Annotated in this window: 11 protein-coding genes; all 11 read right to left on the bottom strand. The window is 70.2% G+C overall.

Features of this window, described 5'->3' with window-relative positions; translation table 11 throughout:
* Window positions 1-18: 18 nt before the first annotated feature.
* On the bottom strand, window positions 19-942 hold the full coding sequence (locus H9633_RS07245) for an aldose 1-epimerase family protein (RefSeq protein ID WP_191712618.1): 924 nt from the start codon (window positions 940-942) through the stop codon (window positions 19-21).
* Complete coding sequence (gene araA / locus H9633_RS07240) at window positions 942-2,465, bottom strand: L-arabinose isomerase (RefSeq protein ID WP_191712617.1); 1,524 nt, start codon at window positions 2,463-2,465, stop codon at window positions 942-944. The genes H9633_RS07245 and araA overlap by 1 nt, the downstream gene beginning before the upstream one ends.
* Window positions 2,466-2,516: 51 nt before the next feature.
* Window positions 2,517-4,085, bottom strand: a complete 1,569-nt coding sequence (locus H9633_RS07235) for a xylulokinase (protein WP_191712616.1) — start codon at window positions 4,083-4,085, stop codon at window positions 2,517-2,519.
* Window positions 4,082-4,798, bottom strand: a complete 717-nt coding sequence (locus H9633_RS07230) for an L-ribulose-5-phosphate 4-epimerase (protein WP_191712615.1) — start codon at window positions 4,796-4,798, stop codon at window positions 4,082-4,084. The genes H9633_RS07235 and H9633_RS07230 overlap by 4 nt, the downstream gene beginning before the upstream one ends.
* Window positions 4,799-4,904: 106 nt before the next feature.
* On the bottom strand, window positions 4,905-5,903 hold the full coding sequence (locus H9633_RS07225; protein ID WP_191712966.1) for a LacI family DNA-binding transcriptional regulator: 999 nt from the start codon (window positions 5,901-5,903) through the stop codon (window positions 4,905-4,907).
* Window positions 5,904-6,072: 169 nt separating this feature from the next.
* Entirely contained in the window at window positions 6,073-7,110 is a 1,038-nt protein-coding gene (locus H9633_RS07220) for an ABC transporter permease (RefSeq protein WP_191712614.1), read from the bottom strand.
* Window positions 7,107-8,177, bottom strand: coding sequence for an ABC transporter permease (locus tag H9633_RS07215; protein ID WP_191712613.1), 1,071 nt, complete (start codon window positions 8,175-8,177; stop codon window positions 7,107-7,109). Before H9633_RS07215 ends, H9633_RS07220 begins: the two co-directional genes overlap by 4 nt.
* Entirely contained in the window at window positions 8,174-9,781 is a 1,608-nt protein-coding gene (locus tag H9633_RS07210) for a sugar ABC transporter ATP-binding protein (protein WP_071644655.1), read from the bottom strand. Before H9633_RS07210 ends, H9633_RS07215 begins: the two co-directional genes overlap by 4 nt.
* Window positions 9,782-9,845: 64 nt before the next feature.
* Window positions 9,846-10,847: a substrate-binding domain-containing protein gene (locus H9633_RS07205; RefSeq protein ID WP_191712612.1), complete on the bottom strand. Its 1,002-nt coding sequence runs from the start codon at window positions 10,845-10,847 to the stop codon at window positions 9,846-9,848.
* Between the two features lie 213 nt (window positions 10,848-11,060).
* Window positions 11,061-12,602 (bottom strand): sugar ABC transporter ATP-binding protein, encoded by a 1,542-nt coding sequence (locus H9633_RS07200; protein WP_191712611.1) that lies wholly within the window; start codon window positions 12,600-12,602, stop codon window positions 11,061-11,063.
* Entirely contained in the window at window positions 12,599-13,618 is a 1,020-nt protein-coding gene (locus H9633_RS07195) for a LacI family DNA-binding transcriptional regulator (RefSeq protein ID WP_191712610.1), read from the bottom strand. Before H9633_RS07195 ends, H9633_RS07200 begins: the two co-directional genes overlap by 4 nt.
* Window positions 13,619-13,758 lie beyond the last annotated feature (140 nt).

The raw sequence follows: 13,758 nt of genomic DNA, 5'->3' as shown, positions 1-13,758 counted from the left end.
CTGGCGTCGGCCGAACGGTCAGAGGGCGCGGATCGTCCAGGAGGCCGTGTGCTCGTCGCCCGGGGCGATCACCACGAGGCCGGCGCCGGAGTTGAAGGCGTCGGGCGCGCACGTCATCGGCTCGACCGCCAGGCCGATCCGATGCGTCGTCTCGTCGGCGGGGGTGTCGGCGGTGTGGATCTGCACCCAGGGGCACGCGTCGTCCCAGACCATGGCCGTGCCGCCGCCGTCGGGTGAGCGCAGCTCGACTGCGGTCAGCCCGTCTGCGCGGCGCAGGCCGGTGAAGGCGTGATCGATGAACGTGTCGCCGATCGTGCGCGGCGTGCGGAAGTCCCACTGCGGATGCCGATCGACCGACTCGACGGCGATCGGGTTCAGTCGGTCGTCGGTCACGGTGAGCACCTCGGATGCCGGCAGCGCCAGCGTCCACGAATCGACGGCAGACCGCGACGACCGATCGGCGACCAGGTACGGGTGCGGTCCGGTGCCCCAGGGTGCGGCATCCGCCCCGAGGTTGCGCCCGGTGACGACCTGGGTGAGCCCGTCTGCGGCGACGCGGTACTCCACGTCGACCTGCACACGGAACGGGTAGCCGAGCTGCGGCTCGATCACCGCGGTCAGCACGACCCGGTCGGGTTCGACGACCTGATCGGCGAACTCCAGCCAGGCCGCCAGACCGTGCAGGGCGTGCCCGCGAGACGGCTCGGTGAGCGACAGCTGGTGCGGTGCGCCGGCGAACGAGTACCGGCCGTCGACGACCCGGTTCGGCCACGGTGCCAGCGTCGCGCCGCGGTAGTTCGGTCGCACCTGGTCGGCGTCGAACGGCACGACGAGGTCGCGTCCTTCGTGCGTGAGCGTGCGCAGGGTGGCGCCGACGCTCGCGATCGTCGCCTCGTAGCCGTGGCCGGCGATCGCGAGCTGACGGCCGGATGCCGGCAGCATCACAGGCCCTGCGCCAGGCGGTGGTACGCCGCGTTCCAGCGCACCTGGTTCTGGAATGCGGGCAGCGTGGTCGACTCGTCGATGACGAGCAGCTCGACCTCGGCCATCTCGGCGAAGTCGCGGAACGCCTCGATGCCGACCGCGGTCGACATGACCGTGTGGTGCGCGGCACCGGCGGTCAGCCAGGCGGCGGCACTGGTGGTGAAGTCCGGTGCCGGCTTCCACACCGCGCGTCCCACCGGGAGGTTCGGCAGGGCGGCGCGCGGCTCGACGTTCTCGACGACGTTCGCGGTGAGACGGAAGCGGTCGCGCATGTCGCTCAGCGCGACGACCACGGCGGGGCCGGGGTCGGCCGTGAAGACCAGGCGCACCGGGTCGTCCTTACCGCCGATCCCGAGCGGGTGGATCTCGAGCGTCGGCTTCGCGGTGGTCAGCGAGGGCGAGACCTCGAGCATGTGCGCGCCGAGGATCAGCTCGTCTCCGGGCGTCATGTCGTAGGTGTAGTCCTCCATGAGGCTGGCACCGCCGGGCAGACCGGCGCCCATCACGTTCGCCACGCGCACGAGGATCGCGGTCTTCCAGTCGCCCTCGGCGCCGAACCCGTAGCCCTCGGCCATCAGGCGCTGCACGGCGAGGCCGGGCAGCTGCTTCAGCTCGCCGAGGTCTTCGAACGAGGTGGTGAAGGCGCCGAAGCCGCCCTCCTCGAGGAACGAGCGCAGCCCGATCTCGATGGCGGCCCCGTCGCGCAGCGACTGGTGACGCTCGCCGCCGCGACGCAGCTCGGGCGCGACTTCGTACAGCTCCTCGTACTCCGCGACCAGGGCGTCGACGTCGCTCGGCGAGGCGGCGGCCACGGCGTCCGCCAGGTCGTTCACGCCCCACGTGTTCACCTGCACACCGAAGCGCAGCTCGGCCTCGGTCTTGTCGCCCTCGGTGACGGCGACGAAGCGCATGTTGTCGCCGAACCGGGCGAGCTTCAGCGAGCGGGCGGCGGCGAGACCGGCGGCCGCACGCTGCCAGGTCGCGAGCTCCTGACGCAGGCGCGGGTCGGAGGCGTGCCCGACGATCGTCTTGCGCGGCACGCCCAGGCGGGTCTGGATGTACCCGAACTCGCGGTCGCCGTGCGCGGCCTGGTTGAGGTTCATGAAGTCGAAGTCGATATCGGCCCACGGCAGCTCGACGTTCGCCTGCGTGTGCAGGTGCGCGAGCGGCTTCTGCAGCGCGTCGAGACCGGCGATCCACATCTTGGCGGGGCTGAACGTGTGCATCCAGGCCACCAGGCCGATCACCCGGTCATCGGCGTTGGCTTCGAGCGCGATGCGGCGGATCGACGCCGAGTCGGTGAGCACCGGCTTCCAGACGAGCTTCACGGGCACCTCGGCGGACTCGTCGAGCGTGCGGGCGATCTGCTGCGACTGCTCGGCGACCTGCGCGAGTGTCTCGGGGCCGTAGAGGTGCTGGCTGCCGGTCAGGAACCAGACCTCGTACTCGTCGAGGGTGGTGGTGAGCGGGGTGCGGGTCATGGGAGTTCCTTGCGTGTCGGCCCGGTCGGGCGGTTCAGGCTGATCGTGGGTTCAGAGGGCGGCGACCGCAGCGGCTTCGACGGCGAGGCCGGCCCGGTAGCGGTCGAGGTACGCGGCGTACCCGGCGACGTCGTCGGGCAGCGGCTCGGCGATGCGGACGCCGGCGTCGGCGAAGACCCGGTCGGCGAGGTGGTCGGCCAGCGATCGGTCGGCTGTGAGGAAGGCCGCGAGCACGGCGATGCCCCAGGCGCCGCCTTCGGAGGCGGTGTCTCCGACGGCGACCGGCGCGTTCAGCGCTCCGGCGAGGAAGCGCTGCGCGACCCCGGCGGTGCGGAAGATGCCGCCGTGCGCGAACATCCGCTCGATCGTCACGCCCTCGTCCGCGAGCACCTGCATGCCGAGGGCGAGCGTGCCGAACACGCCATAGAGCTGGGCGCGCATGACGTTGGCGAGCGTGAACCGGCTGTCGGGCGTGCGCACGAACAGCGGCCGGCCTTCGTCGGTGCCGGCGATCGGCTCGCCGGCGAGATGGTTGTACGCGAGCAGGCCCCCGGCGTCGGGTTCGCCGTCGAGCGCCTCCCGGAACAGCGTCTCGAAGACGGCGTCCGCCGATCGAGGCATGCCGGATGCCTCGGCGAACCGGGCGAACATGCCCACCCAGGCCGCCAGCTCGCTGGCGCCGTTGTTGCAGTGCACCATCGCGACCGCGTCGCCCGCCGGGGTGGTCACCAGGTCGAGTTCGTGGTGCACCTCGGCGAGCGGGCGCTCGAGAACCACCATCGCGAAGATGGAGGTGCCGGCGCTCACATTGCCCGTGCGCGGCGACACGGCGTTCGTCGCGACCATGCCCGTGCCGGCGTCGCCTTCCGGCGGGCAGAACGGGATGCCAGGCTGCAGCACCCCCGTGGGATCGAGCAGAGCCGCGCCCGCGGCCGTCAGCGACCCGGCCTCATGACCGGCCACGAGCGCCTCGGGCAGCATCGCGCGCAGGTCACCGCCGGTGTGCGCGTCGTAGCGCTCGATGAGCGCCTGGTCGTAGTCGCGCGTGGTCGAGTCGATCGGGAACATTCCCGACGCATCGCCCACGCCCAGCACGCGTCGGCCGGTGAGCTGCCAGTGCACGTATCCGGCGAGCGTGGTGAAGAAGCGCACGTCGCCGACGTGCGGCTCGGCGTCGAGCTGCGCCTGGCGAAGGTGGGCGATCGACCAGCGCAGCGGGATGTTCACGCCGAGCAGGTCGGTCAGCTCCTGCGCCGCGACGCCCGTGTTCGTGTTGCGCCACGTGCGGAACGGCACGAGCAGCTCGCCGGAGCGGTCGAACGGCAGATACCCGTGCATCATGGCCGAGACGCCGATCGCGCCGAAGGTGTCCGGCCGGATGCCGTAGCGGTCGTGCGCGTCGGCGACGAGGCCCGCATAGGCCTCCTGCAGCCCCGTCCACACGGCGTCGAGCGAGTAGGTCCACAGCCGGTCCTCGAACCTGTTCTCCCAGTCGTGGAATCCGGTGGCGAGCACCTCGTGGGTGTCGGCGTCGATGAGGCACGCCTTGATGCGCGTCGATCCGAGCTCGATGCCCAGAGCCGTGCGGCCGGAGCGGATGGTCTCTGCCGTGGCGCTCATCGACGTGCGTCCGAGTTCTGGCCGTACACGTTCTGGTATCGGTCGAAGAGGGCGTCGATCGCCTCCTGCGGGATGGGGATCAGCGGTCCCGCCTCGCGTGCGTGGTGCACCGTGCGGGCCACGTCCTCGACCATGACGGCCGCCTTCACGGCATCCTTCGCGTCGACACCGATCGTGAACGGCCCGTGGTTCTGCATCAGCACGGCGCGCGAGCGGTGACCGGTGAGGGTGTCGACGATGCCGCGGCCGATCGAGTCGTCGCCGATGATCGCGAACGGGCCGACCGGGATCGGACCGCCGAACTCGTCGGCCATGGCCGTGATCACGCAGGGGATCTCCTCGCCGCGCGCGGCCCAGGCGACGGCATAGGTCGAGTGCGTGTGCACCACACCGCCCACCTCGGGCATGTTCCGGTACACGTAGGCGTGCGCGGCGGTGTCGCTCGACGGCGACCGGTCGCTGCCCTCGCTGCCGGGGATGACGTTGCCGTCGAGGTCGCAGAGGATCATGTTCTCGGGGGCCAGGTCGTCGTACGAGACGCCGCTCGGCTTGATCACGAACAGGTCGGCACCGGGCACCCGGCCCGAGACGTTGCCGCCGGTCCACACCACGAGACCGTAGCGGACGAGTTCTGCATGCAGTCGCGCGACGTCGGCGCGCACCAGCTGGATGGCGGCTTTCACCTCGGGGGTGAAGGGGGCTTCGTTGCTCACGGGTACCTCGGTGGGTCGACGGGGAGTACCGGCCACTGTGACCGGTCACGGAAAGTCTGTCACGGCCGTGCCGCTTCGGTCAACAGCACCGAAGGCCACCCGACGGTCAGTGCGGACGCCCGGCCCGGACGGGCGCGATCGACGCTCTCGCGCACAGCACGGGCCGCACGGGGTCGCGCGGCGCGGCCGCCTCGCCGATCACCGCGGCCACCGCACGACGAGCGAGTTCGTCGAAGTCCTGCCGCACGGTGGTCAGCGGCGGCCAGTAGTGCTCTGCATCCGGCACGTCGTCGAAGCCCACCACGCTCACGTCGCGCGGCACGTCGAGCCCGGCTTCTCGCAGGCCGGTGATCAGGCCGAGGGCCATCTGGTCGTTCGCGCTGAAGACGGCCGTCACGCCGAGATCGCGCACCGCCGCTGCGGCCGCGCGCCCGGAGGCGGCGGACCAGTCCCCCACGATCACCGGCCCGTCCGGCATTCCGCGGGCGGCGAGCTCCTGCGCGTAGCCCTCGGCCCGCGACTCGGCCTCGAGCCAGTCCGCAGGACCGGCCAGGTGCGCGATGCGCGTGTGGCCCGCATCGGCGAGTGCGGCGACGGCGAGACGCGCGCCGGCCGCCTGGTCGACCGAGAGCCCTCGCATGCCTCGCCCCGAGGCGTGCAGCGTGACGATCGGCACGCCGATCTGCAGGGCATCCAGCGCGTCCAGCGTCCGCGCGTGCGGGGCGACGACGACGATGCCCTCGACGCCCTGCGACACGAGGTGCTGCACCGCGGCGACCACCGCGGCCGCGTCACCGGCATCCGCGAAGGCCGCACTGACCCAGTACCCGGCACCGCGAGCCCTCGCCTCGATCGCCGCAAGGCTGCGTGACGGGCCGTACTGCAGCGCGTCGGATGCCAGCACGCCGAGTGTGCGCGAGCGCCGGGTGCCGAGTGCCCTGGCCGCATTGTTGACGCGATAGCCGAGCTCGGCCATCGCGGCGAGCACGCGCTCGCGGGTGTCTGCGGCGACCTCCGGATGCTCGTTGAGCACCCGCGACACCGTCTGGCGGGAGACACCGGCACGAGCCGCGACCTCGCGGACGCCGACCGGCCGCCTGCCCATCGCATCCACGTCGCTCACCGTCCTGAGTGTACGGCTGGGCCGGCGAACTCCTCCCCCGAACGGATGTCGGCACGGTGGACGGATGCCGGCGCGCATCTCCCGATTCTGCCGACAACCGTCCGTTGCGCCGACATCCGCCCCAGGGGGCGGCCCTCGCGGCTCAGATCTCTCATTCCTTCTTGCGGATCACCGCGCGCTGCAGCAGGACGAAGACGAGCAGGATGCCGCCGGTGATGATCGTGGTCATCTCGGGCGGGATGCCGCCGTCGCGGGTGATCAGCACGGTCATCAGTCCGAGCACGAGCGCACCGACCACCGAGCCGAGCACGTATCCGTACGCGCCGGTGAGCACCGTGCCGCCGATGACGGCTGCGGCGATCGCGTCGAGCTCCCACCCGATGCCGGTGATGTTCTGAGCCGTGCCCAGGCGCGCCGTGTAGAGCACGGCGGCGACGCCGGCGAGCGTGCCGCTGATCACGTACACCAGAACCTTGCTGCGGTGCACGGGCAGGCCCATCAGCAGCGCGGAGCTCTCGGATCCTCCGATCGCGTACACGGTGCGACCGGTCCGGGTGCGGTGCAGCACGAAGAACGCGGCGGCGACCACGACGACGGCGACGATCACCGCGGGCGTGATGGTGAGGTCGTTGACCTTCGGTCCGTCGATGACCTTGATCTTCTCGCCCATCCAGCGGATCGGGGAGTCCTCGGCGAGGCGCTGAGGCTTCGTGCTCAGCAGGGATGCCAGGCCGCGGCCGAGGAACATCATCGCGAGCGTCGCGATGAACGGCTGCACGTTGAAGTACCTGATGAGCAGCCCCGAGCACAGCCCGAAGGCCGCGCCCATGGCGATCATCGCGACCACCACGAGCAGCGGAGGCCATCCCGCACCCGCGAGCATGACGCCGGCGACCGACGAGAACGCGATGATCGACCCGACCGACAGGTCGATGCCGCCGGTGAGGATCACGAAGGTCAGCGCGACGGCCAGCACGATCAGGTGCGCGTTGTTGATGAGCAGGTTCGACAGGGTGCTCGCCTGCACGATGCGCCCGTAGGCGATCTCGCCGTAGACGATCATGGCGACGAAGATGACGACCGAGGCGATGGTCGGCAGGATCGACGGGTTCGCGGTGATCGTGCGTCCCACGCGCGCGGCGAGGCTCGCGCGGGCGGGCGCGGCGGGTGTCGCGGTCATGGTGCTCATGCCGCCACCTCCTTCATCTCGGACGTCTCGGCGCTCGGAGGGGAGGCCGGGGTGCGACGGCGCCGGAACCAGGCGCGCACGCGCTCGGACTGCAGCAGGCAGATGACGATGATCACCGTCGCCTTGAAGGCGGGGGTCGCCGACGACGAGACGCCGAGGAAGAGCACCGTCTTGTCGAGCGTGGCGATGAGCAGGGCGCCCACGAACGCCCCTGACAGCGAGAACTTCCCGCCCATCAGGGAGGCGCCGCCGATGACGACGGCGAGGATGGCGTCGAGCTCGAGCTGGTAGCCGGTCCGCGAGATGTCGACGGTCATCACGCTTCCCACCGACATCACGCCGGCGATGCCGGCGAGGACGCCGCTGAGGATGTACGCGGTCAGCAGCAGGCCCTTCGGCTTGATGCCCGCCATGCGGCTGGCTCGCGGGTTGATGCCGATCGCCTCGATCATCAGTCCCAGGGCGCTGCGGCGCACCACCCAGGCGACGGCGATCACGATCGCGACGGCGAGCAGGAACACGACGGGGATGCCGACGACGTAGCCGTTGGCGATCCAGCGGTAGGTGTCGTTGCTGGCCGCGGTGTTCTGGCCGCCGGTGATGACCTTCGCGATTCCGCGCCCGGCGAGCATCAGCACGAGTGTGGCGATGAACGGCTGCAGCCCGACGTAGGCGACGAGCACGCCGTTCACGGCACCCAGCAGCGCGGTGATCGCCAGCGACAGCCCGACCGCCGCCAGGGCGGAGCCGGCCGAGGTGCCGTCGGTGCTGCGCAGGAACTCCATCGACACGGCCCCGGCGACCGCCATGAGCGAGCCGACCGACAGGTCGATGCCCGCCGTGGCGATCACGAGCGACATGCCGATGGCGATCATCATGATCGGCGCGGCCTGGCGCAGGATGTCGATCACGTTGCCCACGAGGTGGCCGTTGTTCGGGTTGACGGTCAGGGCGAGATAGCCGGGATCCTTCAGCACGTTCAGCAGCAGCAGCGCGACGATCGCGATGATGCCCCAGAAGAACGGCTTGTGGATCAGGTCTCGCCAGACGGTGGTCGCGTTCTTCATCGCGCCCCCTCCTCTGCGGTCGATGCGGGGATGCTGTCGGGCAGGGCGCCCTCGGCCTCGTCGAGTGTGGCAGCCGCGACGTCGGTTCCGTGCGCGGCGATGACGTCCACGATCTGCTGGGCGTTGACCTCGGGGCCGTTCTGGATCTCCCCGATCTTCTCGTGGTCCTTCAGCACGACGATGCGCTCGGAGAGGCGGACGACCTCCTCCAGCTCCGACGAGACGAACACGACCGCCACCCCGTCCTCCGCGAGAGCGGCGACGGCCTCCTGGATCTCGGCTTTCGCGCCCACGTCGATTCCGCGGGTCGGCTCGTCGAGGATCAGCAGCTCTGGCTTGGTGGCGAGCCACCGCCCGAGCAGCACCTTCTGCTGGTTGCCGCCGGAGAGGTTCTTGATCATGCGGTTCGGATCTGCGGGACGCACGTTCAGCTCGGCGATGTACTTCTCGACGATGGCATCCTGCTCCTTCCGCGGCAGCGGTCGAGCCCACCCGCGCTCGGCCTGCACGGCCAGGATGATGTTCTCGCGCACGGTGAGGTCGCCGATGATTCCCTCGTCGCGCCGGTTCTCGGTCGAGAACGCGATGCGCGCGTCGAGTCCGTCCGCGGGCGAGCGGAGCTCGATGTCGCGACCGTGCAGCTGGATGGCGCCCTGGTCGGCCCGGTCGGCGCCGTAGAGCAGGCGGGCGAGTTCGGTGCGACCCGAGCCGAGCAGGCCGGCGAAGCCGACCACCTCACCGGGGCGGATGTCGAGGTCGGTCGGCTCGACGGAGCCGCGGCGGGCGATGCCGGATGCCGACAGCAGCGGCTTCTCGTCGGCATGGCGCGCTTCGGTGCGGCGGTTGCCGCCGAGCGATGTGAGCGCGTCGAGGTCCTTGCCGATCATCTTCGAGATCAGCGCGTGGCGGTTCAGGTCGCGCGTGAGGTACTCGCCCTCGTACCGTCCGTTGCGCAGCACCGTGAGGCGGTCGCTGATGGCGTAGATCTGGTCGAGGAAGTGCGACACGAAGAGGATCGCGACTCCCTGATCGCGCAGCGTGCGCATCACGGTGAACAGGCCCTCGACCTCGGCCGCGTCGAGGCTGGAGGTCGGCTCGTCGAGGATGAGCACCTTGGCCTTGACCGCCATCGCACGACTGATCGCGACGAGCTGCTGCACGGCGATCGAGAGGGTGGAGAGCGGCTTGTGGGTGTCGAGGTGCGACAGTCCCAGCCTGCCGAGCGCCTCGGTGGCCGCGCGATGCGTCGCGCGCCAGTCCACTCCGAACGGCCCGCGGATCTCGTGACCGAGCATGACGTTCTCGCCGATGCTGAGGTTGGGCGCCAGGTTCACCTCCTGGTACACCGTCGAGATCCCCGCGCTCTGCGCGTCGCCGGTGCCGCTGAACTGCCGTTCCTGGCCTGCGACCACGATCGAGCCGGAGTCGATCCGGTAGACGCCGGTGAGCGCCTTGATGAGGGTGGACTTGCCGGCGCCGTTCTCGCCCATCAGGGCGTGCACCTCGCCGGGGAAGAGCCGGAACTCGACGTCGTCCAGGGCTTTCACACCCGGGAACTCGATCGAGATGCCGCGCATCTGCACGATGGGCAGTTCTTCGGTCATCGCTGTCTCTCAGTCTGTGGTGACGGATGCCGGGTGGCGCGCAGCGCGCCACCCGGCTCTCCGATCAGTACTTGCGGTCGGCGAGCACGGCCTTGGCCGCGTCGGCCGAGTCGAAGGCCTCGCTGGGGACGATGATGTACGAGTCCACGTCCTCGCCGTCGAGTGCCTTCTTCACGACGTCCAGAGCGGTCTCGCCGAAGAGCGGGTTGTACTCGTGCACGTAGCTGAGCTTTCCGTCTGCGAGCGCCTGGATGGCGTTCTTGGTGCCGTCGATCGTGGCGATCTTGATGTCCTGGCCGACGACGAGGCCCGCCTCTTCCGCGGCCTGCGCGGCGCCGAGGCCCATCTCGTCGTTCTGCGCGAAGACGAACTGGATGTCGTTGCCGTTGGCCTTGAGCATCGTCTCGAGCACGCTCTTGCCCTCTTCGGTCGACCAGTTCGCGGTCTGCGCGTCGACCTTGTTCAGCGCGGAGTCGCCGAGGCCCGCTTCGAAGCCCTCGTTGCGCTCGTTGACCACACCGACACCGGCCGGACCCTCGAGCACGACGTAGTTGCCGCCGTCGGGGAACGCCGAGGCAGCCCACTCGCCTACCTCCTTGGCGACCTCGATGTTGTCGGGCGCGATGCGCGTGACGTAGAGGCTGTCGTCCTCGGGCTCGATGCCGCGGTCGAGCAGGATGACCGGGATCTCGGCCTCCTGCGCGAGCTTCAGGGAGTCCTCCCAGCCCGTGGCCTCGGTGGCCGAGAGCAGGATGACGTCGACGCCCTGGTCGACGAACGCCGTGAAGCTGTCGATCTGCGACTTCTGGTCGAGGTTGGCGGCGGGCGCGTAGCTGAGCTTGTAGCCCGCATCCTCGGTGAACGTGTCCTTGATGTTCTGCTCGTTCGCCTGACGCCAGCCGCCCTCGGGGCCGACCGCCACGAAGCCGACCTCGACGAGCTCGCCGGAGGCGCCGCCGTCCGACGAGCCCTTGTCGTCGCCGCCGCTGCAGGCGGTCAGGCCGAGCGCGAGCGCACCGACGGCCGCAAAGCCGAGTACCGCGCGGATGTGCTTCTTTGCAGACATAGTTCTCCTCCTTGAGAGACCGGGGCGCTGCCCGGAGGGTGGGCCGTGCGGCCCTCGGGTGATTGCAGGATGCGTTGCGTCCTGCGTCTGATGTTACCGGGAACATCCCGCAGTGTACAAGCGTGTTGCATAACGTTCGCGACTCGGCGACGGATTCTCGACGCCGCGCGCGTGCGCCATCGTGAGGCGCGCGTCTGCGCGAGCCGCGGCGGCTCAGTCGGCGTCGCCGGCGGATTCCGCGGCGATCATCTCCACGATCGTGTCGACGGTGACCCCGGGCCCGTTGCTGAGCTCGCCGATCTTCTCGCGGTCCTTCAGCACGACGATCCTGTCGCTGAGCCGCACGACCTCCTGCAGCTCGGACGAGATGAAGATCACGGCGACGCCCTGCCCGGCCAGAGCGCTGATGCTGCGCTGGATCTGGAGTTTCGCGGCGATGTCGATGCCGCGCGTGGGCTCGTCGAGGATGAGCACGTGCGGACGAACAGCCAGCGCCCTGGCGAGCAGCACCTTCTGCTGCGTCCCGCCGGACAGCTGCTCGACCGGGCAGGCGAGATCGGCGGGGCTGAGATTGAGCGCTTCGACGTAGATGTCCAGCAGCACGCGCTGTTCCAGCCGCGGGATCGGGCGGATCCAACCGCGCAGCGCCTGCAGCGAGAGCAGGATGTTCTCGCGGGCGGTGAGCCCGGCGACGATCCCGTCGACGCGGCGGCTCTCGCTCGATGCGGCGATCCGACGCCGCAGCGCAGTCGACGGGCTGTGCAGCCGCACCCGCTCGCCGTCGACCCACAGCTCACCCGAGTCCGAGCGCAGCGCACCCGACATGAGCGCGCCGAGCTCGGTGCGGCCGGCACCACGCAGACCGGCGAACCCCACGATCTCGCCGCGATGCACCTCGATGTCCGTCGGACGGAGCTCGCCCCTGCGCCCGAGTGCGTCTGCGCGGAAGGTCGGTTCCCCCTCTGACACGTAGTGATGCGCCTTCCGCTCTGACCCCAGTGCGCGCAGCCCCTCGATGTCCTTGCCGAGCATCTGCGAGATGACCTCGGCGCGCTCGAGCTCCCGTGTGGGAGTCTCGGCCACCTTGCGACCGCCTCGCAGCACGGTCATGCGGTCGCTGATCGCGAAGGCCTGCTCGAGGAAATGAGAGACGAAGAGTATGGCGACGCCCCGGTCGCGCAATCCGCGGATCACCCTCATCAGCGCCGCCACCTCGGCGCGGTCGAGGCTGGAGGTCGGCTCGTCGAGCACGAGCACGCGCGGCTCGTCGACCACCGCGCGCGCCAGTGCGACGAGCTGCTTCTGAGCGGGCGAGAGGAACGCGAGCGGTGTGCGGGGGTCGAGGTCATCGAGCCCGAGCCGAGCCAGCGCATGCGCGGCATCCGCTCTGTTGCGCCGCCAGTCGATCCCCCACCGGCCGCGGCGCTCGCGCCCGAGCATGACCGCCTCGGTGACGGTGAGATTGGGACTCAGCTGCATGTCCTGGAACACCGTGGCGATACCGGCCGCTCTGCTGTCGCCGACGCCGCCGAACGTGCGCTCCTCGCCGTCGACGACGACCGCCCCCGACGTCGGCCGGCGGGTTCCGGTGATCACGCCGATGAGCGTCGATTTGCCCGCGCCGTTCTCACCCATCACCGCGTGCACCTCGCCGGGGAAGAGACGGAAGTCCACGGCATCCAGCGCCCGCACGCCCGGCAGCTCGACGGTGATGCCTCGTAACTCGATCACGGGAGCGGGGGCCGGGCCGCTCATCGCGCCCCCCGCGGCTTGGCCGTCGAATCGCGCACCACGAGCTCGGTCGGGATGCGGGTGTACGGCGGCAGCTCGCGCTGCTCGATCGCCGCGCGCAGCATCTCGACCACGGCCCCTCCGAGGGCCTGGAAATCCTGCCGCACGGTCGTGAGCGGGGGAAGGAAGTGCCGCGCGAGCGGCACGTCGTCGAATCCGACGACGCTGATCTCGCCGGGCACGTCGAATCCGCGGTCGTGCAGCCCGTGGATGAGGCCGATCGCGGTGTCGTCGTTGGCGGCGAAGATGGCGGTCGCCTCGGGAAGACGCTGCAGCCCGATCGCGAAGTCGTAGGCGAAGTCGGCGCTCCAGTCGCCGACCACGATCGGCCGCTCCCGGATGCCCCACGATTTCGCTCTGGTGTGGAAGGCCCGCTCTCGCGCCCTGGCGTCGAGCCAGTCGAGCGGACCGGAGATGTGCAGGATGTCGCGGTGACCGAGGGCGACGAGGTGATCGACCACGAGGGTCGCACCGGCGTGCTGGTCGATCGAGACCGTGAGGAAGGTCGGATCGGGGTCGGCCTTCACCACCAGCAGCGGCACGCTCATCGGCACGCGGCGCAGCGCCGCCACCGACGATGACCGGGGCGCGACGACACAGATCGCATCGACGCCCTGCGTGGTGAGACTGTCGACCGCGTCATGAGGGGTCATCGCGTCGCCCTCGTACAGCGCGATCGGCGTGACCGAGTAGTCGGCCTCGCGCGCCGCGAGTTCGACCGCACGCAGGATGCTGGTCGGTCCGTGCGCCACGGGACTCTCGACGATCACCCCGATGCGCCGGCTGCGCTGCGTGGCGAGCGCGCGGGCGACCAGATTCGGCCGGTAGTCGAGCTCTTCGATCGCCTCGAGCACGCGGCGCCGGGTCTCGGGCTTGATGTTCGGATAGTCGTTGAGCACCCGCGAGACGGTCATGTGCGAGACACCGGCGATCGCCGCGACCTGCCTGATGTTCGGTTTGTCGGAGCCGACGTTGGCCATGCGTCTCCTCCGTCGGCTTGCCTGTCGAGATGTTACCGAGCACAGCACGGCCATCGCAACGCACCGGCGCCGGCAGACGCGCGATCAGCCCGGCCGCGCCCTCTTTCGGAGGCACGACCGGGCCGATGGCATCAGCGCGG

The sequence above is a fragment of the Microbacterium commune genome (assembly GCF_014836945.1).
GTDB classification, from domain to species: Bacteria; Actinomycetota; Actinomycetes; order Actinomycetales; family Microbacteriaceae; genus Microbacterium; species Microbacterium commune.
This window is presented reverse-complemented; position numbering and strand designations above follow the sequence as displayed.

Excerpts from the sequence above, each read along its gene's own strand:
- H9633_RS07245 (WP_191712618.1), bottom strand. The coding sequence starts at position 942 with ATGCTGCCGGCATCCGGCCGTCAGCTCGCGATCGCCGGCCACGGCTAC.
- araA (WP_191712617.1), bottom strand. The coding sequence starts at position 2,465 with ATGACCCGCACCCCGCTCACCACCACCCTCGACGAGTACGAGGTCTGG.
- H9633_RS07235 (WP_191712616.1), bottom strand. The coding sequence starts at position 4,085 with ATGAGCGCCACGGCAGAGACCATCCGCTCCGGCCGCACGGCTCTGGGC.
- H9633_RS07225 (WP_191712966.1), bottom strand. The coding sequence starts at position 5,903 with ATGGGCAGGCGGCCGGTCGGCGTCCGCGAGGTCGCGGCTCGTGCCGGT.
- H9633_RS07220 (WP_191712614.1), bottom strand. The coding sequence starts at position 7,110 with ATGAGCACCATGACCGCGACACCCGCCGCGCCCGCCCGCGCGAGCCTC.
- H9633_RS07215 (WP_191712613.1), bottom strand. The coding sequence starts at position 8,177 with ATGAAGAACGCGACCACCGTCTGGCGAGACCTGATCCACAAGCCGTTC.
- H9633_RS07210 (WP_071644655.1), bottom strand. The coding sequence starts at position 9,781 with ATGACCGAAGAACTGCCCATCGTGCAGATGCGCGGCATCTCGATCGAG.
- H9633_RS07205 (WP_191712612.1), bottom strand. The coding sequence starts at position 10,847 with ATGTCTGCAAAGAAGCACATCCGCGCGGTACTCGGCTTTGCGGCCGTC.
- H9633_RS07200 (WP_191712611.1), bottom strand. The coding sequence starts at position 12,602 with ATGAGCGGCCCGGCCCCCGCTCCCGTGATCGAGTTACGAGGCATCACC.
- H9633_RS07195 (WP_191712610.1), bottom strand. The coding sequence starts at position 13,618 with ATGGCCAACGTCGGCTCCGACAAACCGAACATCAGGCAGGTCGCGGCG.